Annotated in this window: 16 protein-coding genes; 6 read left to right on the plus strand and 10 right to left on the minus strand. The window is 41.2% G+C overall.

Translation table 11 applies throughout. The annotated features are described in order from the left end of the window. Positions 1-47: 47 nt before the first annotated feature. On the plus strand, positions 48-5,489 hold the full coding sequence (locus tag G4P69_RS09035) for a trifunctional serine/threonine-protein kinase/ATP-binding protein/sensor histidine kinase (protein WP_208349439.1): 5,442 nt from the start codon (positions 48-50) through the stop codon (positions 5,487-5,489). Here G4P69_RS09035 and G4P69_RS09040 read toward each other — a convergent pair. The 6 genes from G4P69_RS09040 to G4P69_RS09065 form a co-directional block, all read right to left on the minus strand. Further along, entirely contained in the window at positions 5,472-7,619 is a 2,148-nt protein-coding gene (locus G4P69_RS09040) for a cation:proton antiporter domain-containing protein (protein ID WP_208349444.1), read from the minus strand. The two genes, G4P69_RS09035 and G4P69_RS09040, sit on opposite strands and share 18 nt — an antisense overlap. Positions 7,620-7,760: 141 nt before the next feature. Next, entirely contained in the window at positions 7,761-8,417 is a 657-nt protein-coding gene (locus G4P69_RS09045; protein WP_208349538.1) for a hypothetical protein, read from the minus strand. 212 nt (positions 8,418-8,629) lie between these two features. Then, positions 8,630-8,827: an NAD(P)H dehydrogenase subunit NdhS gene (locus G4P69_RS09050; protein WP_208346265.1), complete on the minus strand. Its 198-nt coding sequence runs from the start codon at positions 8,825-8,827 to the stop codon at positions 8,630-8,632. Between the two features lie 250 nt (positions 8,828-9,077). Further along, positions 9,078-10,382: a rod shape-determining protein RodA gene (gene rodA, locus G4P69_RS09055; protein ID WP_208349446.1), complete on the minus strand. Its 1,305-nt coding sequence runs from the start codon at positions 10,380-10,382 to the stop codon at positions 9,078-9,080. Positions 10,383-10,405: 23 nt separating this feature from the next. Beyond that, positions 10,406-11,476 (minus strand): Mrp/NBP35 family ATP-binding protein, encoded by a 1,071-nt coding sequence (locus tag G4P69_RS09060; RefSeq protein WP_208349448.1) that lies wholly within the window; start codon positions 11,474-11,476, stop codon positions 10,406-10,408. Positions 11,477-11,637: 161 nt separating this feature from the next. Further along, positions 11,638-12,162 carry an SRPBCC family protein gene (locus tag G4P69_RS09065; RefSeq protein ID WP_208349450.1) on the minus strand — a complete coding sequence of 175 codons (525 nt, stop codon included), beginning with the start codon at positions 12,160-12,162 and terminating at the stop codon, positions 11,638-11,640. Between the two features lie 656 nt (positions 12,163-12,818). On the opposite strand from G4P69_RS09065, the gene hemF reads away from it, so the two are divergent. Beyond that, positions 12,819-13,850 (plus strand): oxygen-dependent coproporphyrinogen oxidase, encoded by a 1,032-nt coding sequence (hemF, locus tag G4P69_RS09070; RefSeq protein ID WP_208349452.1) that lies wholly within the window; start codon positions 12,819-12,821, stop codon positions 13,848-13,850. Positions 13,851-14,152: 302 nt separating this feature from the next. Next, positions 14,153-14,521 (plus strand): STAS domain-containing protein, encoded by a 369-nt coding sequence (locus G4P69_RS09075; RefSeq protein WP_208349454.1) that lies wholly within the window; start codon positions 14,153-14,155, stop codon positions 14,519-14,521. A gap of 19 nt (positions 14,522-14,540) precedes the next feature. Here G4P69_RS09075 and G4P69_RS09080 read toward each other — a convergent pair whose 3' ends face one another. After that, positions 14,541-15,131 carry a chromophore lyase CpcT/CpeT gene (locus G4P69_RS09080; RefSeq protein ID WP_208349457.1) on the minus strand — a complete coding sequence of 197 codons (591 nt, stop codon included), beginning with the start codon at positions 15,129-15,131 and terminating at the stop codon, positions 14,541-14,543. A gap of 431 nt (positions 15,132-15,562) precedes the next feature. Here G4P69_RS09080 and psb29 point away from each other — a divergent pair, with 431 nt between their 5' ends. Further along, positions 15,563-16,270, plus strand: coding sequence for a photosystem II biogenesis protein Psp29 (gene psb29, locus G4P69_RS09085; RefSeq protein WP_208349461.1), 708 nt, complete (start codon positions 15,563-15,565; stop codon positions 16,268-16,270). Positions 16,271-16,461: 191 nt separating this feature from the next. Here the strand turns inward: psb29 and G4P69_RS09090 are convergent, their stop codons facing one another. The 3 genes from G4P69_RS09090 to G4P69_RS09100 form a co-directional block, all read right to left on the minus strand. Further along, positions 16,462-16,827, minus strand: a complete 366-nt coding sequence (locus G4P69_RS09090; RefSeq protein WP_208346019.1) for a phage holin family protein — start codon at positions 16,825-16,827, stop codon at positions 16,462-16,464. Positions 16,828-17,095: 268 nt separating this feature from the next. Further along, the gene (locus tag G4P69_RS09095) at positions 17,096-17,746 is read right to left on the minus strand and encodes an ExbD/TolR family protein (protein WP_208346018.1); all 651 of its coding nucleotides are present in this window, start codon (positions 17,744-17,746) and stop codon (positions 17,096-17,098) included. Positions 17,747-17,764: 18 nt separating this feature from the next. Then, positions 17,765-18,556 (minus strand): MotA/TolQ/ExbB proton channel family protein, encoded by a 792-nt coding sequence (locus tag G4P69_RS09100; RefSeq protein ID WP_208349464.1) that lies wholly within the window; start codon positions 18,554-18,556, stop codon positions 17,765-17,767. A gap of 224 nt (positions 18,557-18,780) precedes the next feature. Between G4P69_RS09100 and G4P69_RS09105 the strand changes: the two genes are divergently transcribed. Both G4P69_RS09105 and G4P69_RS09110 read left to right on the plus strand, forming a co-directional pair. Continuing rightward, positions 18,781-19,101 (plus strand): YkvA family protein, encoded by a 321-nt coding sequence (locus tag G4P69_RS09105; protein ID WP_208349467.1) that lies wholly within the window; start codon positions 18,781-18,783, stop codon positions 19,099-19,101. Positions 19,102-19,384: 283 nt separating this feature from the next. Beyond that, a complete protein-coding gene (locus G4P69_RS09110; protein WP_208349469.1) occupies positions 19,385-20,188 on the plus strand; it encodes a sugar phosphate nucleotidyltransferase in 804 nt (267 codons plus the stop codon). The last annotated feature ends 52 nt before the right edge of the window (positions 20,189-20,240 follow it).

The following is a 20,240-nucleotide window of genomic DNA, read 5'->3' on the forward strand; positions in this document are numbered from 1 at the left end:
CATGTTTTGGGAAGACTAAAAATAAAAAGCCTCAAGGATTCATCTGTATGGGTAGTAAAAGAGTCAGTATAAGCGGTTATCAAGTTGCCGAACAACTTTACGATGGTTCCAAAACTGTAGTTTATCGTGCTTATCGAGACAAAGATCGACAAACAGTTGTTATCAAGCTGCTAAAAAATCCTTATCCTAGCTTTAGTGAACTACTCCAGTTTCGTAATCAATACACTATTGCCAAAAACCTCGACTCCTCAGTTATTACCCAAATGTATAGCTTAGAACCATATCAAAATGGCTATGCCTTGGTAATGGAGGACTTTGGAGGGATTTCCCTCAGTCAATGGATGGAGGGAGAGAATAATAGAACGATCGGCGAAAACCCACAAAACATGAAGGAGTTTTTGCTGTTAGCGATCGCCCTGTGCAACACATTAGATATACTAATTCGTCACCGCATTATTCATAAAGATATTAAACCCGCTAACATTTTAATTAATCCAAAAACTAAACAAGTAAAATTAATTGACTTTAGTATAGCCTCTTTGCTACCACGGGAAACCCAAGTGCTGATGAGTCCAAATGTGTTAGAAGGGACTCTAGGCTACTTGTCACCAGAACAAACAGGGAGGATGAATCGAGGCATCGACTACCGAACAGATTTTTATTCTTTAGGTGTAACTTTTTACGAATTACTAACAGGAGAGTTACCCTTTCAATCTAACGATCCGATGGAGTTGGTGCATAGTCATATTGCTAAACAACCCCCGCAAGTTCACGATATTAATCCAGCAATTGCCCCTATAATTTCTTCTATTGTCGGCAAATTAATGGCAAAAAATGCCGAAGACCGCTACCAAAGTGCAATAGGACTAAAATTTGATTTAGAAACTTGTCTAGCTCAACTGAACAAAAACGGCAAAATAGAGGATTTCGAAATTGGGCAACGAGATGTGAGCGATCGCTTTCTCATCCCCGAAAAACTCTACGGTAGAGAAGCAGAAGTTGAAATCCTGCTGACAGCATTTGACCGAGTCGCTAATAAAAACACAGAACTCATGCTTGTAGCAGGTTTTTCCGGGATTGGAAAAACAGCAATTGTTAACGAAGTTCATAAACCCATTGTTGCAGCTAGGGGCTACTTCATCAAAGGTAAATTTGACCAATTTAATCGAAATATTCCTTTTTCAGCTTTTGTGCAAGCGTTTCGAAACTTAATGGGGCAATTGCTTTCTGAAACTGATACCCAACTAGAAATTTGGAAAGCTAAAATTCTTGAAGCGTTGGGCGACAATGGGCAGGTGATTGTTGAAGTTATTCCAGAACTCGAACAAATTATCGGGCAACAACCTCCAGCACCTGAACTTTCTGGAATGGCAGCACAGAATCGATTTAATTTATTATTTCAAAAGTTTACTCAAGTACTGACAACAAAAGAACATCCTTTAGTAATTTTCCTGGATGATTTGCAATGGGCAGATTTAGCATCGCTTAAGTTAATGCAACTGCTGATGAGTGAGTCAAGTACTGGGTATTTGTTGCTAATTGGTGCTTACCGTGATAACGAGGTGTCTGCTGCTCATCCCCTAATACTAACACTAGAGGAAATTGGCAAAACCAATGCTATCATTAACACAATCACACTATCCCCACTTAGTGAAGAAAGTTTAAATCAACTGATTGCTGATACCCTCAGTTGTTCAGCAACAATAGCTCAACCACTGACTCAACAGATTTATCAAAAAACTAAGGGTAACCCATTTTTCAGCACACAGTTCCTCAAGGCATTGTATGAGGATGGACTAATTCAGTTTGATTTTGATACAGGAGTTTGGCAGTGTGATATTGCTGCGGTGAAAGCATTAGCTTTAACGAATGATGTTGTTGAGTTTATGGCATTGCAGCTGCAGAAGCTACCAACAGCAACACAAAATGTATTGAAATTAGCTGCGTGTATTGGTAACCAATTTAATCTGGCTACGTTGGCAGTCATTTGTGAGCAATCCGAAACTGAAGCTGCAACAGTATTATGGAAAGGCTTACAAGAAGGGTTAATCTTGCCTCAAACTGAGGTTTACAAGTTTTATGTAGGACGGGAAACACAGCATAACATCGTCCCAGAGCAAGTTGTGACCTACAAATTTTTGCATGATCGGGTTCAGCAAGCTGCTTACTCGTTGATTCCTGATCATCAAAAGCAAGCCGTACATCTAAAAATTGGGCGTTTATTATTAGAGAACATTCCCGCCGATCAATGGGAAGAGCAAATTTTTGAGATCGTCAATCAAATCAACTTAGGACGAGAACTGCTGACGACAGAGGCTGAATTTTGGCAACTTGCACAATTAAATTTACGTGCGGGACAAAAGGCAAAGCTTTCTTGTGCCTATAACGCAGCGCGGGAATACTTGATCATTGGAATGGAAATGCTGCCAAACCAGGCTTGGACAAAAGATTATAGCCTAACCTTCGCGCTGTATCGAGAACGGGCAGAGGTGGAGTATTTATGTAGCGAATTTGATCAAGCAGAGAGCCTTTATCCCATTGCTCTGGCAAATGCTCAAACACTGCTTGATCAAGTAACAATCTACCTGATTCAAATGAATCAGTATCAAATTCAAGGACGTTACGCCGAAGCAGTGGAAGTACAGCGCACCAGTTTATCACTGTTAGGTTGGGAAATGGATCTTGAGCCAAGTTCTTTAAAAAACATGCTGGATGAAGAACTGCAAGCAGTGGCTGATTATCTGGTTGATCGCAATGTAAAAGATCTGCTTTATCTACCCCACATGCAAGATTCCCAAAAGAGAGCCATGATGAAAATCTTGCAGGCAATGTTTTATGCAGGGTACTTGATTGGTAATCAAACTCTAGCTAGCCTGACTGTTGTTAAAATGACAACCCTTTCTTTACAAGATGGTAATGATGAGTTTTCACCTTTTGGTTACGTAGGCTATGGCTTGGTTGCTGGTGGGTTAGGGAACTACGAAATCGGTGGACAGTTTGGTGAAATGGCGGTAAAACTTTCAGAGCAGTTTGACAATAACTATATTAAGTGCCAAACCAATTTTCTTTTTGCTGCCGACGTTCACAACTGGTGCCGTCCTATTCAGGAATCAGAGCGCTATTACGATAACGCCTATCGCTTTGGTTTAGAATCAGGAGACTGGGTTACAATTGGCTACTTAATTATCCAAAGTGGTTCTGATCGCCTCACTTCTGGTAAAGATTTACATGATCTCTACGAAATTTGCCAAGCCCATTTAGCGTTTCTCAAACAGGTGAAAAACTATGACATCATCGATCTATTGCATGCGGGTGTTATTCAGCCATTACTCCATTTAATGGGTTTAGCGACTTTCGATGATGAACACTTCAGCGAAACTGAGTATCTAGAGAAATACCCCAATATGGGTTATTACCAGGCGTGGTTTTACTACCCTAAAATACGCAGTGCATACTGGTTTGATGAACGCAGCGAATGGAAAAATTTGATTGACAAGCTAGAGATTATAGAAACGTATGTTCCCAGCCACAGCAAAGTTCCTGAAACGAACTTTTATGTGGCTTTAATGCATTTAGCATTATGTGACACAGCAATAGAATCAGAACGAGAACATCATTTACAACAAGCCCAAGTTATAGAAGAGAAGCTACAATGTTGGGCAAAAAGCTGTCCAGAAAACATTCTGCAAAAGTTACGCCTTGTCCAAGCAGAGAAAGCTCGAGTTTTGGGTCAGCGTTTAGAGACAATGGATCTCTATGATGAGGCGATCGCGATCGCGACTAAACATAAATATATCAATAATCAAGCTCTTGCTAATGAGTTAGCAGCGAAGTATTACCTGAAAATAGGGAAAGAAAAAGTCGCTCAACCATACATGGAAGAAGCTTACTCTTGTTACACCCGCTGGGGTGCAAAAGCCAAAGCCGATGACTTAGAAAAACGGTATCTCGAACTTCTCGCTCCCATTCTACAAGTACAACAAGATCGCTCCCATTTCAACAAAATACGTTTTTCTACTGTCGATTCATCTTTAGTTCTTCATCAAACCATCCAAACAAGTATTACTAATAGTAGTCTTTCGGAAGCGCTTGACTTTGCTACTGTTCTCAAAGCTTCACAAGCCTTATCCAGTGAAATTCAATTAGAACACTTGCTTTGTACTTTAATGAAAGTGGTGATAGAGAATGCTGGAGCGAAGACAGCTACCCTAGTGCTGCTCAAAGATCGTCAACTCTTCGTTGAGGCTATAGCTAGCACAGATGATGGTATTAATTTGATATCTGCACCATTAGAAAGTAGCGAAACGGTCCCTATCACTGTGGTAAACTATGTTAAACGCACGTTAAAGACTATTGTGCTGCATGATGCCACAGTACAAAAAGATTTTATTGGCGACCCATATCTAATGCAGAAACAACCCAAGAGTGTATTGTGTGCGCCAATTGTGCATCAAGGTCAATTCATGGGCTTGCTGTATCTGGAAAATTCGTTAACAATTGGCGTATTTACCAATTCTCGCTTAGAGGTCATTCATCTATTATGCGCCCAAGCTGGTATATCGCTAGAAAACGCCCGACTTTATCAAAAAGCCCAGAGTTATGGACAACAATTAGAGCGATCGCTCGATGAACTCAAGCAAGCCCAACTACAACTCGTGCAAAACGAAAAAATGGCAACCTTGGGTAATTTAGTCGCGGGGGTAGCACACGAAATTAACAACCCCATTGGATTTATTCAGGGTAGCGTAACTAATACTGAGCAATATATCCAAGATTTACTAGTTCATCTTCAATTGTATCAACAACATTATCCTACACCAGTACCTGAAATCAGGGAACACGCACAAGATATCGACCTAGAATTTTTGACTGCTGATTTCCAAAAACTAATAAACTCCATGAAAATAGCATCACGGAGGATTACAGCGATTAGCGATAGCCTAAGAACCTTCTCGAGAGCCGACGCTGTTGAAAAAGTTGCTTGTAACATTCACGAAGGAATTGACAGTACGCTGTTGATTTTGAAGTATCGCCTCAAAGCTTCCGACAAACGTCCCGCGATTGAGGTGATCAGAGATTACAACGAATTACCACTTGTCAATTGCTTTTTGGGTCAGCTGAATCAAGTATTTATGAATATACTCGCAAATGCGATTGATGCAATAGATATAGCGAGCGCTGGACAAACATTCGCCGAATTAGAAGCCAAGCGTTACCAGATTAAGATTAGCACAGAAGTCTCTAACGACGAGCAAACAATAATCGTTCGGATCGGAGATAATGGCCCAGGAATGCCAAAGTCGATTAAAGATCGAATTTTTGACCATCTCTTCACCACCAAAGATGTTGGTAAAGGAACAGGAATAGGATTAGCGATCGCCCGCCAGATTGTCGAAGAAACACACGCTGGTAAGTTAATTTGCAACTCTGTCCTTGGTGAAGGAACAGAGTTTGTGATCAAATTACCCGTTTTAGATAATTCCCTGTGACATTGTGGCTGTCGAAGTCACCCCAGATGGCAGAAGAACAGTGTGAGTGCGATGGGGTTCACCAAGCATAATAATAGAGCAAGTGAGTTGTCTCACTAACTGGTTTGTGACATCACTAATGGCTAAACCTCCAGGACTGGTACGATTACGTGTAAAAGGTAATACTACCAAGTCATATAATCTTGCTGCCTGCAAAATCGCCTGAGCTATATTTTCATGGGTTATAATCTGGACTTCTGGTGGATTTGGCGAACCTAATTTAGACACCAACAGGGAGAGTTGAGATTGCTTATGAGCAATTTTAGCTGGGCTAGTGCGCCGCTCACATACATTTAGTAAGGTCACCTGAGCTTGATTTGCGTCTGCTACAATTTGGGCAAATTGTACAGGCTGTAATGATGGAGCCAATAAGTTTTCTACAGGTACTAAAATGCGCTGAATTTTTTTCGGCGATTCCACAAGACGCATTACCGCAACTGGGCAATGGGAGCCCCATAAAACACTATCAATTACATTACCAAATAAACGAGCTTTCAATCCTGTACGGTTACCCCAACCCATAACAATTAAATTAGCTCTTTGTTCTCTAGAAGCTCTACTAATTGCTGGAGCAAAGGCATCATCAATTCGGAGTAATGGCTGTGCTTCCACACCTAAGACTTGACTTAAAGCTGTAGCTTTTGCCAATAGACGCTCACTTCGTTGTACGGAAGCATCTAACTGGGGTGCATCCATATGAGCGAAAGCAGTAGCAACTGCTAGAGGAATGATCTTACCATTTCCTTGCCGTGCTAGCAATGCCGCCATTTCAATTAAATACTGCTGCGTTTGCGGATTGTAAACAGGTACTACTATTGTAAAAGGGCTGTTTCTTTTTTCTTGGTTTTGGTGGTGAAGAGAGGTTGTTGGCTTTTGAACCTTTTGCGGTGTTGAACTTAAACCCACAGCTACTTTACCAGTAATCAACGGGCCCAAAGCAGATGTTACGACTATTAAGAAAATAGCACTGTCTAATACGGATAAATTGAGTATCCCTGCTCGATACCCAACTAAAGTCGCTGCTAAAGTTACACCTGCTTGAGGTATTGACAAAGACCATATTGTTAGCGTTTCTTGCCAGTTGTAGCGATAAAATAATTTTGTTAAAAAAGCCGCTATAAATTTGCTTGTTACTAACCCAATTAAAATTAACAATGTTAAGTTAAGCGTACCAAAGCTTTTTAAGAATATCGGCAGATTAACTAACAAGCCAACGTTAACAAAGAAAATAGGAATGAACAGCACGTTGCCAACAAAAAGTATCTTCTCTTTGACTGGTCCATCTCCAAGAACTTCGTTGACTGCTAAACCTGCTAAGAAAGCTCCAACAATTTTTTGTACGCCGATAAATTGAGCGCCTACAGATGCGAGAAATACGGAGAGTAACACAAACAAAAACTGGTTTCCTTGGTCATCCCCTGATCTGCGGAAAAATTGTTTACCCAACCAATCAAAACCAATAAGAATAAAGAGAGCGTAGATAATTAACGAATTTAGTAAGGTGACGACTTGCCAAACGCCTAATTTATTCGTATGGATAGCCACACATACTGTTAATATCAGTAGTACGCTGGCATCAGTCAAAATTGAAGCCCCAATCGTCATATTAACAGCTTCGTTGCTAACTACTGCCAAACGAGTGAGAATCGGGTATGCTAGGAGCGTGTAAGAAGCAAACAAAGAGCCGACCAGAATTGCTGCATTCCAGTTAAAACCAAAAATCCTCACTACAGTAGCTCCCACGAAAAGGGGAACTAGGAAGGTAAAGCTACCAAACGCTAAAGATCGATTTTTATTTCGGCGAAACTGTACTAAGTCTACTTCTAGACCTGCCACAAATATCAAGTAAACTAGCCCAATGTCTGACAGTAGAGTCATCAAAGGCGATGCTGTTTGCAATAAATTCCACCCATGAGGACCAAGCACTATCCCCGATGCAAGCAAACCGAATATTCCTGGCAAGCGTAGACGCTCAAACAGGATGGGTACAATTAATATGACTAGTAATAGAATAGCGAAGGGAACAATTGGTTCCTTGCCAAGAACTTGGGAAGTAGGTTCTAAAGCAAGAAATTGTGATATCAGTTCCATAGGTAGGACTGGCAAAGGCTATGGTATGGCTGCGATTACCCAAGACAATCGCTTTTATCAATACAAATTCAAAAGCTACCCTGAGCAAAAGATCAAAAGTCTTACTTAAGTTACATAAATTCTGGTCACAAAGCTAACTACCTATGGGTGGATTTGACTTAAGATGAACCGTAAGCGGTCATAGTCATCTTTTAATAAGATACTTAGGGTTCGTCCAGCTTTTATTAACCACTGTCGGTCAGCTTTACGTAATTGATACACCTCTCTAATAGCTGCTGCGGTTAAAGACTCCACTGGTATACCTTTGACAGAAAGTAGTGTTTGTAAAAAATCTAACTCTTCGGTAAATCGAATGATCGCTTCTGGTTCACATCGATAAACCGCTTGATGAATTTGCGGGGGACGGGGTGGCAGATATTGATACACCCGTTGTTTAGAGATTATAGCATCTCTAGACTGCTCAAAACCAACAATTACGGAACGGAATTGTGTTTTCAGCATAGAAAATATTTGAGGTTGTTCTTCTCGCAAATCCTGCAATGACAAGCCAAGAGCTACTGCCCTATGTACAGAATCTATGGGCATTGTAGTTGCATGATATACTACAGCATAAACTTGATTTTTTGACTCTTCATCTACAGAACAAACCCAGCTGCCAAATGGTGGCATAACAGGGAAACTCAAGTCTTCTGTTTCCAAACACTGAGCTAGAAATTCACAAGTTGCGGTTTCAATGACCTCGCCAATATGGTCAGGGTGGCGATCGCGACGGTTAAACTGTGGTAGAGGAAGGCGCATGGTAGGGTAAATGGGCATGGGGCATAGGGCATAGGGCATGGGATCTCTTGAGCAGGGAAAGCAGGGGAGCAGAGGAGGCAGAGGAGCAGAGGAGCAGGGGAAGAATTGAATGAAGTCCTCTATTCCCAGTACACAATCCCCAATCCCCAGTACCTAGTACCTAGTACCTATACCCAATGCCCTCTGCCCCATGCCCCATGCCCATTTATGTTTTATTTCCCTTTTTTACGACCGGCTGTAGTTTCTACAAGTTCTAGCTCTGACAGGCGAAAGGTAATTAATTTATCCCAGTTACCACCTTCAAACAGTACAGCTACTTTACCATCACTCACCCGTTGCACGAGTCCTTCAAAGCGATAGTAGGTATCTGCTGGATTCTTGACGCGAACAGTTGCTCCAGGTAGGATCATCGTTTTTAACTTTTAGGTTTCCTCTTACTAGCTTAATACTTGTTATTGGGGATTGGGTACTGGGGATTGGGGATTGGGGATTGGGGATTGGGGCATGGGGCATGGGGCATGGGGCATGGGGCATGGGTACTGGGGATTGGGGATTGGGTACTGGGAATAGAGGGCTTCATTCAATGCTTCCCCTGCTTCCCCTGCTTCCCCTGCTTCCCCTGCTTCCCCTGCTCCCTGCTAAGAGCTCCCTACTCCTTCTTCAATACTTCTGCCTCTGGCGACAATTTGCCACAGCTTCTACGATTCCGATAGAAATGAAGTTTGTCAGCATTGCTGAACGACCATAGCTTAACCAAGGCAGGGGAATGCCTGCAACAGGAGCTAAGCCAACGGTCATACCGATATTAACAACCATCTGAAATACGATCATGGATAAAACGCCAATAGCTAATAAAGAGCCAAAGTTGTCTTTGGCTGTTTGGGCTATATGCAATAAGCGCTGACAAATCATCCAAAAGACCAACAGTACTACCAAACAACCGACAAAACCGAATTCTTCTCCTACAGCTGAGAAAATGAAATCTGTGTGCTGTTCTGGAACGAAATTCAGTTGAGTCATGGGACCTTTGTTCAAACCCCATCCCCACAGTTCACCAGCACCGATAGCGATACGAGATTGGATTTGGTGGTAAGCGGAACCGAGAGGATCTGCGTTGGGGTTCATAAAAGAAGTGAGTCGGTCTTTTTGATAATCCTTTAACACATGATTCCAAGCAAACAGTCCTAGTTCACCACCTAGCACATTAAGAGTCAAAGCACCTAAACCGCTAAGCGCAAATCGACGCCAAGGTAAAGTGCTTAAACCAACCAAACCCATAGCAATTGACCATACTAATCCTAAAGGGCCAAAAGTGAGGTCTCGGGTAAAAGATATTGGGAAAGGCCAAGGTATACTAAACAGAATTGCTGCCACAGCTGGAGAAATCATCAGTATCAACCAACCAGGATTAGCATTTGCCCAATATAACATTCCTAAAAAGATTGCACCAAATACTAACGATGTTGCTAGATCTGGTTGCAAAAACACTAATCCCCAAGGAACAGCAGTGATCGCTAAGGTTCTGAAAACGCTATTCAGATGAGAAGCAGTGCGTTTATGTAATAAAGCTGCTAGCGTAATAATTAAGCCTACTTTGGCAAATTCAGATGGTTGCACTGGAATACCAGCTATGTTTATCCATCGCTGCGCCCCTTTGGCACTATGGCCAGCTATCATCACGGCCAGTAAACTAATATTAATAATTGCGTACGTTACCCAGTGCCATTGCAGCAGATTTTCATAGCGGATGCGAGCTATCACAAGCGCTATAGCCAAACCAATGCCACCCATTATCCAGTGCCACCGCCAGTCTGATAATTCCTGGTTCAATTCGGTACTACGAATCATAATACCGCCAAATATAGTCAGAGCAATTGGCAAGCTAAGTAACAACCAGTCTACTTGCTGCCAAGGTTTCACCCAATATAAAGAGCGAATTTTGGGAATTGAGCGTTTTAATAACATTATTATGCGGTTTTAGACTTGTTTCAAGATAGTGCAGCGACTGACACTTTGCCTGCAATAGCAAGGGCGATCGCATGCAGAGCTTTTGCACTAGCTGAATCGGGTTCAGCAATCACTATCGGGACACCGTTATCACCACCGATCCTCGTGGAAATTTCTAACGGTACACACCCTAATAAAGGTATTCCCAATTCCTTAGCAGTTTTCTCTCCTCCTCCAGAACCAAAGATGTCATATTGCTTAGAAGGCATATCTGGCGGAATAAAATAGCTCATATTTTCTACTATTCCCAATATCGGCACGTTCATTTGCTGAAACATCCGCAATCCCTTACGAGAATCTAACAACGCAACGTTTTGCGGTGTAGTAACTATGACTACCCCTGCCATTGGCACTGCTTGTGTTAACGTTAATTGAGCATCTCCTGTTCCTGGTGGCATATCCACAATTAAATAATCAAGTTCCCCCCATTCAACTTGATAGAGAAATTGACGAATCACTCCATTGAGCATAGGACCACGCCAAATCACCGGCTGATCTCGGTCAATCAAAAAGCCCATTGAAACTAATTTGACACCATGATTAAATGCAGGCTCTAGAACTTCACCTTTTTGTGTTGAGTACACTGCAAGCTGAGCTTGACTAAGTCCTAACATTGTGGGGTCATTAGGACCATAAATATCAGCATCCAGTAACCCAACCTTTGCCCCCGTTTGCGCTAGAGCAACTGATACGTTGACAGCAACTGTACTTTTTCCTACACCCCCTTTACCACTAGAAACTGCTATGATGTTCTTTACTCCAGCAATACCCATACGGTCAGGTAAGCTTTTTTGTTGAGGTGTTTCTGCTGTTACCTCTATAGATACAGTATTAACTCCTGGCAGTTTTTTGACAGCTTTTTCGCAATCTTCAACGATAAATTCACGTAATGGACAGGCAGGTGTTGTCAATACTAAAGTGAAGCTAACCTTGCCATCGTCAATTTTTATATTGCGAATCATGTTTAGTTCTACTAAACTTTTGCGAAGCTCTGGATCTTGCACTGGTCGCAGCACTTCTAAAACTGACTGCGAATCTAGGACATCATACATAGTTTTTTTTCACCTTTTCTAACGAAATAAATATTAACAAGGGATTGGGGCAATGGGCATGGGGCATGGGGCATGGGGCATGGGGCATCGGGAATAGTAAGAATAAGAAGAGTGAAACTAATTTTCTTATTCTCCCCCTGCTCCCTACTCCCTCCTATGCTCTAAAAATCCCAACAACTGTCCTTAAGAGATTTTCTCTTTCCAGAAACTGCTTGTAGCGCGGTTTTCTCGACTGCATCGACCAAAGCTCGTGCTACCCGATCCGCATAGGGACGAGAGAAAGACCAGATCAAAGGTGACAACCACCCACGTAATGTTACAGAATAAGATAAACAAGTGCCACATACCGTTGACTCTACTCGGTAAGTCACTCTTTCTTCTACACCAGGAATTGGCATAACTCTGATACTTAGGACTTCTCTGGGATTAACACGTTCTACAAAGATACGTATGGGAATTGGCGACAAGCGTGTTACAGCTAGGTAAATCAATCCGGGTTTAGGTACTAATCCGCGAGGTAGGTTAGTACTCTTTAGTAGTGGATGCCAGGAAACATCAGCAATATCAACCACCTGTTGCCAAAGTTCATCTACAGAAGCACAACTAATCTCTCGATACGTCCGCACCAGAGAAACGCACAACCAACGACGTTTGCGGTGGATGAATTTGGACAACCAAGCTCGCATTTTCCTAATCCTCCTCGCTATAACTTTTTTGGAAACTCTGGCATAATCAATTTCTGTATCAAACTGTCTCAAATATGCCCTTTGTATGGCAACTTACTATTTAATAAAAGAACTCGGGGGTAGCCAGTGCGCTGGCTCCTACTGTCTTTTGAATTCTGGCTCCTGCTTTAAAAAGTTTTTTCCAAGGGGGTTTTAACATTGGTCTAGAGGAATATTATAATTATCAGTCTGGGATGCAGACCTGTATTTCATCCTAAACCCCTAAGCTGGAGGATTTTCAGCATTTTGGGAATTTTTTACCAAAAAGTTGAAAAAAGTCAATCAGTATTAAACCTTATACCGATTTGAGGGAGAATAGCTTTAGTCATACTCATCGCTCACCACAAATTGGGCTACCAAGATGTAGCAAGGTTAACAAAAACTCTCGCTGACCTCAAATTCAGGATTCAAAACTTGGTTTTCAACTCTGAATTTTGAATTCTCCTATACCCCCAAACCTTTAGTCAACCAATCTGTTGGGGGAACGCACTGGCTTGCTGGTAAAACCCAGAATTGTAGCGAGTGTAGTTTGCTTTTAGGCAGCGCATGAGCACCTTTGATCAAATTAAATTTGCAATTGAAAAATTTTGAGACTTTCACTTTAGGTTCTTGAACTTATGTTGACCAACTCCCAAACCAAAACAGTACCAGCATCTTCTTCATCTTTGCCTCCATCTGACGCAAAAAACAGAGTTAGTCAGTTTATGAAGCGCTTGCAAGACCAAATTACTCAAAAGTTGGCAGATTTGGATGGTGTTGGGAATTTTAGAGAAGACACGTGGGAGCGTCCAGAAGGAGGTGGAGGGCGATCGCGCATTTTGTGTGAAGGAGCAATATTTGAACAAGCTGGTGTCAATTTTTCAGAAGTTTGGGGTTCTCATTTACCACCTTCAATTTTAACCCAACGCCCAGAGGCTGCAGGACACGGCTTTTATGCCACAGGAACTTCAATGGTGCTACATCCTCGTAACCCTTATGTACCAACAGTTCACCTAAATTATCGATACTTTGAAGCAGGACCAGTTTGGTGGTTTGGTGGTGGTGCTGATTTAACCCCCTACTACCCTTTTGCCGAAGATGCTTCACATTTTCATAAAACTTTCAAGCAAGCTTGTGATACTCATCATCCAGACTATTATCCAGTGTTTAAGCGCTGGTGTGATGAATATTTTTACCTCAAACATCGAGGAGAAACCCGAGGTGTAGGGGGTTTATTTTTTGATTACCAAGATGGTCAAGGTTCCTTGTATCGTGGTCCCCATCCAGATAAAGACGCAGCTATTTACAGCAACAAAGTTGGAACTCCTTCACAACGTAGTTGGGAAGATTTATTTGCTTTTGTGCAAGGCTGTGGTGATGCTTTTTTACCGGCGTACGTACCAATTGTAGAACGGCGGCATAAACTTGAGTATGGCGATCGCCAAAGGAATTTTCAACTCTACCGTCGGGGAAGATACGTAGAATTCAACTTAGTTTATGACCGAGGCACAATTTTTGGTTTACAAACCAACGGACGCACTGAATCAATTTTGATGTCACTACCACCTTTGGTACGTTGGGAATACGGCTACAATCCAGAACCAAATTCCCCAGAAGCTGAGTTATACACAACCTTCCTTAAGCCGCAAGATTGGGTAAATTGGAGGTAGTTAGGAGTATGGGGCATGGGGCATGGGGCATGGGGCATGGGGCATGGGGCATGGGGCGGAGGAGAAGAACTATATCGATCAATTGTTAGCTGAAATGAACTCAGGTATTTTTTTTCCTCCCCTGCTCAAGAGCTCCCCTGCCCCCTACACCCTACACCCTACACCCTTCTCCGTATGTTCATCATACACAGAACTTTTTTCTGTGAGTTATAGTACTAAAGTAAATACTTATAAAACAAGACTGTTATACTATCAGGAACTAAACAATTAGTGGATTTTGTAAAGTACAATAGGGAGGCTTAGTGATCAAGATCGATCAAAAAACTTATACAACTCAAGACGGAAATACTGTTATCGTTTTGACACCAACAGGCCGTCTGGATATTACCACCGCTTGGCTATTTCGTCTCAAGCTGCAAGAATGTATTTCCAAGGTCAGTCAGCATCTCGTCGTGAATCTCGGTCAGGTCAATTTTATTGATAGTTCTGGTCTCACTTCCTTGGTAGCAGGAATGCGGGATGCTGATAAAGTCAAGGGAAGTTTTCGTATATGTAGCGTCCATCCGGAAGCCAAACTCGTGTTTGAAGTGACCATGATGGATACAGTCTTTGAAATCTTTGAAACTGAAGAGGAAGCGTTAGAAGGTGTACCTCGTAGTATCGCCAGCTAAGGATTAAAAATTTTTAATTCTACTGACGCTTGGTGTAACGATATGGACCCAAAATTGCTCCCCAAGTTGGTTTTCCTGTTTCTGAGTCGATTCCTTTATCGTAGCTAAGAAATTCATCTTTGTTAGCTTCAAATGAAAGTGCAACTTCGACAGTATTGCCAAGATAAGTAAAGCAGCAACGAGTTTCGGGTGGTGGGCTAGCCGTAAAGTGATAACTTTGATCGGCCAGCGTCCGCTGTTTAACATTGAGAACGCAACCAGGTAGTATATCTATTTGGTCATCTGTCAAGTTATCTAGTAAAGCAGGGTTACGACCAGCACCACTTAGTGCTGTTGGGTCTTTAAGCATGTAGTATTGTACTAACAGAGATCCATCAGGGTTATTCCCTTCCATCAGCCGCATAATTCTCTGTCGATAAGGTCGTTCTAGGTTAACAATATTAGCTTGCTCAGCAAACAGGGTAATGCTATCTTGTGCTAATAATGCTACTGGTCTATGCCACAAACGTAGATGAACATACCAAACAGGCTCAGCAAGAGCTTGTTGTCGATTATCAAATTCACCGCTGAGATAATCCGCTAGGGCAAGTAGCTGTGGCGAGGAGCGCATATGTTGACTTGTTCAGTATACAACTAGAATTGTAATGATTTTTTTAGCATACTGACTAGGGAGAAGTGTTATGATGTCACGATTGGGGCTTTTATCAAAAAATTTGGGTTTAAAACCCTGTCCTTTTAGGACGGCTTTGTGTTAGAATTTGAACATGTCAGTACAAGACATTTAAATAAAACCTACTCCCGGACTGGGAGGAAGTATACGCCCAAAACACTGTAAGGAGACATCAGTACGCCTTAAAGGCAAACGTATTGAGCCGCGCGTACCTGTGAAAACAGGATATTAAGACGCTTTAGGTCTTAAGAATCTCCGTCTCTTTAGAGCGGAGAGTGTCAAAGTTATTCTATTGTCTAGGACAAATATAAACTTGGCAAAGTTGCCCAGAAGCGAGAAAATAAACATACGTTGCCCTGTAAATTTTATTTGTGAATAACGTCCGTACAGTCTCTGATACAAAGCGAACTTTCTACACTCTACACACCCGTCCTATAAATACGATTTATCGTCGGGTTGTCGAGGAGTTGATGGTGGAGATGCACCTGCTGTCAGTAAATGCTGATTTTAGTTATAATCCGATTTATGCCTTGGGTGTTGTTACCGCTTTTGAACGTTTCATGCAAGGCTACCAGCCAGAACGAGAAAAGGACTCCATTTTTATTGCCCTTCTCCAAGCAATACAAGAAGATCCACAACTTTATAAGCAGGACGCTCAACGCTTGCAAGATTTAGCTCAAGGCTTACCATCGAGCCAATTAATTGCTTGGTTGAGCCAAACAAATCCCTTAGAACAAGATAGTGACTTCCAGTTTTCACTAGCTTCAATTGCTAAAAATCCTAATTTCAAATATAACCGCTTATTTGCAATAGGTATATTTTCTTTGTTGGATCTGTCAGATCCAGAATTAGTCAAAGATGAAAAGCAACGCAATGAAGCACTAAAAACTATTGCTGCTGGCTTACATTTATCGGATGACAAGCTCAATAAAGATTTAGAATTATACCGTTCTAACTTAGATAAAATGGCGCAAGCAATGGTAGTCATGGCTGATATTTTATCAGCTGATCGTAAAAAACGCGAAAAGCGTGGTCAACAATCAACCACCAAAGTTACTCCACCAACTACTAATGAATAGTTAGTTATTAATTGTTAGTCAACTGACTAACAATTAATTCTAATACTAGTACAGCGCCGCAGAAATAAGTAGACCATTTGAAATAGCCAAAAACCTTGATTTATAACACTTTTGATTTTTGAACGCCAGATGCTTCAAGCCGGGAAACCCATAAGGGCGCACTGGCTCCTTTTGACTTCCGTGTAGCGGCGCTAGGTTCCTAAAAAACCATAAATAAGACTACTGATCATAGATAATGTAAAGGCACCTAAAACAGCGCTCCAAAGACCAAAGCGTAAGTTAAAGCCTTCCACTAAAGATGCTGCAAGTCCAAAGGACACAACGGTAATAATAAAGGTAAAAAAACCAGATAACAAATCAACTATAACAATATTGAATGTTGCAAATGTCCAATGCAAAATTGGTCTGACTACTGTTGTTACTATTCCAAAAATAGCTGACGAAGTAAAGGCTTTGTCAGGAGTATCAATCTCCACTCCTATTAGCGGAAATTTGCTGATAATGTACAAGCTAATTGCTGTTCCCACCCAAACAATAAAAATGGTCCTAAGATCCATTGCAACAACCCTTGATATTTAAATGGCTACTGGCAACAAGAAATTGCTCTATCTAGCTTTATTAATATTTGTAAAATACCAGAATTTTGTTGCTACTTAATGTTCATTGTGTGTACTTTTAAGTCTGACGGAATAAAAAGATGAATGAAGGGAACAAATGAATCAAAAAATTTTAATTGATTTGTCCCTATTCGACTTTTTCATTACCTACTTGTGTAGGAGTTTTCCCGGCAAACGCCTCTACTCTTTTATCTGTTTGGAATTGTCATCATCTCGTTTTTCTGGGTGCGACAGGTTGTGTCGGTTGTACAGGATATGTGCCCGGATTAATTGAATTAATCCCTTGTTGCCCAGTTTGGTATTGATCGGAGGGTAAGGGAATTTGAGGTAGGACAGGTTGGGTGTTTGGTACGGAACCAAATCCTGAAGTACTAGGATTGTTTGGTAAGTAAGGAGAAGCAGGTTGTTGTGAATTAGTTGGTTTTTGTGAGGAGGTAGGTATAATCCCTAAAGAAACGCGATCGCCCCCCACTTGTCGTAGCAAATCCAGCATCTCAATGACATCGTTGTATGTTGCTGATCGAGACGCATTTAACACTAAAATTCCTTTGGGGTTTTTTCTAACATAATTCTCTAAAACTATCTTCAAATCTTCCCTTTTCACTGGCTGTTTCTCTACATAGGTTTGACCAATGGCATCAATAGTTACAGGTAATATCTGTTGCTTTGTCTGTGACATGACACTGCTATTAGATATTGAACCAGTCTTAGCTGTAGGTAAATCAACATTTATTGCTTGCTGACGAGTAAACTGCAAAGAAGCCAAAATAAAAAATGACAGGATACAAAAAACGACATCAATTAAGGGAATAATTTGAACTTGAGTTTCTTCAAGTGGAGTGTGTAGATTAACTTTCATATGTCAAAATCTCACAAATTAGGAGTTAAATTCTTGAGTATCTTTTGGTTCTGATAAATCAGATTCAGGGGGAATGGCTGTTACAGGTTCTGAGGGAATACCTGTTACAGTTTCTGAGAATTTATTTTTCACTTTCTTACGAGGTGGGCTGGTGTAAGGTCTCGATTCCTGTATATCACTATTGTTAAGATCTGGGGGAAACTGTAAATACAGTATTTCCAACTCATTTCCAGCTTTGCGAAAAACTTTAACTTGATTGACAACAAAGGCTTGAAATAGCCGGTAGAATATGAGACTAACGATAGCGATCGCTAACCCCATTGCAGTACTATACAAAGCTTCCCCAATACCAGTAGTTACTCCAGCGGTTGATTCTGTTCCCAAGTCCCCAATCCGAATAGATTCCAAAGCCTTGATTAAACCCCAAACCGTACCAAACAATCCCAGCAAAGGAGCAACAGCAATCACAAGTTCCAAAACTTTTTCACCCCGTCGCATTTGTGCCAGTTCAGTTTCTGCTGTAGACTCTAATGCTAAACGGAAGAGTTCGGGAGTACTTTTTGGTAAGCTTAAGGGAGCATAAAGAAATCTACCTATAGGTTGATCTGTTGCTCGTCTAGCAATCTCCGTAGCTGTTAGCCAATTATCTTGGGCTGCATCCAACACACGGTCAACTATTTCCTTTTCTTGGGTTAAAATTCGTAACCAGAACCATAGACGCTCTAGAACGACACTTAAACATAAAACTGAGAAGAAAAGTAACAACCAGATGACTGGTCCAACTTTCTGAAAGATAACTAAAATATCCACTGTTTTAAGTTTCCTCCGTTCATTCCTTGATAACTATTTCAAAGCATTTTAATAAACTTCATACTAAAGATGAATAGACAATTTCCATACCTGTTGAATTTCTTAGGAATATGGCTATTCCGATAGCCTAGCGGTAGCATCTACCAGATAAACTAGGACGGTTATTCCCCCAGGAATTTTATGACATAATTTGACACAATCAAAGATAACTAGAGGTTAAACTTATGAAATTTTCACTCCAATCCGTTTATTCTTGGTATCGTAATTTACTTCGCAATCCCAAATACCGTTGGTGGGTAATTCTAGGAACGCTACTTTATTTTGTTAGCCCACTTGATATTGCTCCAGATTTTCTACCTATTGTGGGAGAGCTGGACGACGTATTTTTATTAACGTTGTTAGTTTCCGAAGTCTCCCAGCTTGTGATCGAAGGCTTCAAAGCACGTCAAGTTAATAATGTGGTTGACTCGGAAGCATCTACGACGGCTGAGAGTACTACCTCTACTGCAAACACTATCGATGTTGATGCTGTCTCTGTCAAGTAGTCTCAATAAAGAAAAATAACCCTCTCCTTATGCCGTTTGTAAACGACGACGCTTAATTAAGTAAGGAGGGGGTATTTTTTATGAAACAGAATTCAGAATTCAGGAGACAGGAGTCAGAATAAATACTGGGTTAAAACCTCGTTGATTTTCGACGAGGGAGGAGTTGAAACTTTTCTTAAAATACCACCCATAAAGGGATGGCGTATTCTGATTCCTGAATTCTGTCTCCTGACTCCTTTTTATGATTTATTGAGGAAAGGCGAATTATGAAGTGTCATTTTGTATGATTAAGCGTCGAATCATTGGCTTGCTACCCGCAGGTGGACAAGCAAAAAGGATTTCACCTTTACCTGTGAGTAAAGAGCTATATCCTGTTGGGTTTCATTCTTTTGGTGATAAAAGTGATTTGCGCCCAAAAGTTGTTTGCCACTATTTGCTAGAAAAAATGCAACTAGCAGGCATTGAGCAGGCGTATTTTATACTTCGTCCTGGAAAGTGGGATATCCCGTCATATTTTGGAGATGGGACAATGCTTTCTATGAGTTTAGGCTATCTGATCATGGGTTTGCCTTATGGTGTACCTTTTACCTTAGATCAGGCTTATCCCTTCGTTCAAGATGCAGTGGTAGCTTTTGGTTTTCCTGATATTCTATTTCAGCCTGACGATGCTTTTGTAAAGCTACTTGAACGCCAACAAAAAAGCAATGCTGATGTCGTTTTGGGATTATTCCCCACAGAACAGCCTCATAAAGCAGGTATGGTTGATTTTGACGCTTCTGGTAAAGTCCACTTGGTAATCGAAAAACCTAACCAGTCAGATTTACGTTATATGTGGGCTATTGCAGTTTGGACACCTGCTTTTACTCAGTTTTTGCATGACTATATTTCCAGTCTCAAAGCTAGCAAAAATTTATCAAAGCTACCAGAAATACCTATTGGCAATATAATTCAAGCTGGTATTGATCAAGGTTTTCATGTAGAAGCAGAAGCATTTCCCAATGGTAGTTATTTAGATATTGGGACACCCAATGATTTAGCTAAAGCACTGAGAAAATTTACAACTTTGGTAGATGAAGAAAAGTTGTGAAGGCGATCCTAATGCACAGCACAAATTGTCTGTGATTTGATGAAATTTATAG

It is taken from the genome of Aetokthonos hydrillicola CCALA 1050 (assembly GCF_017591665.1).
Lineage (GTDB): Bacteria > Cyanobacteriota > Cyanobacteriia > Cyanobacteriales > Nostocaceae > Aetokthonos > Aetokthonos hydrillicola.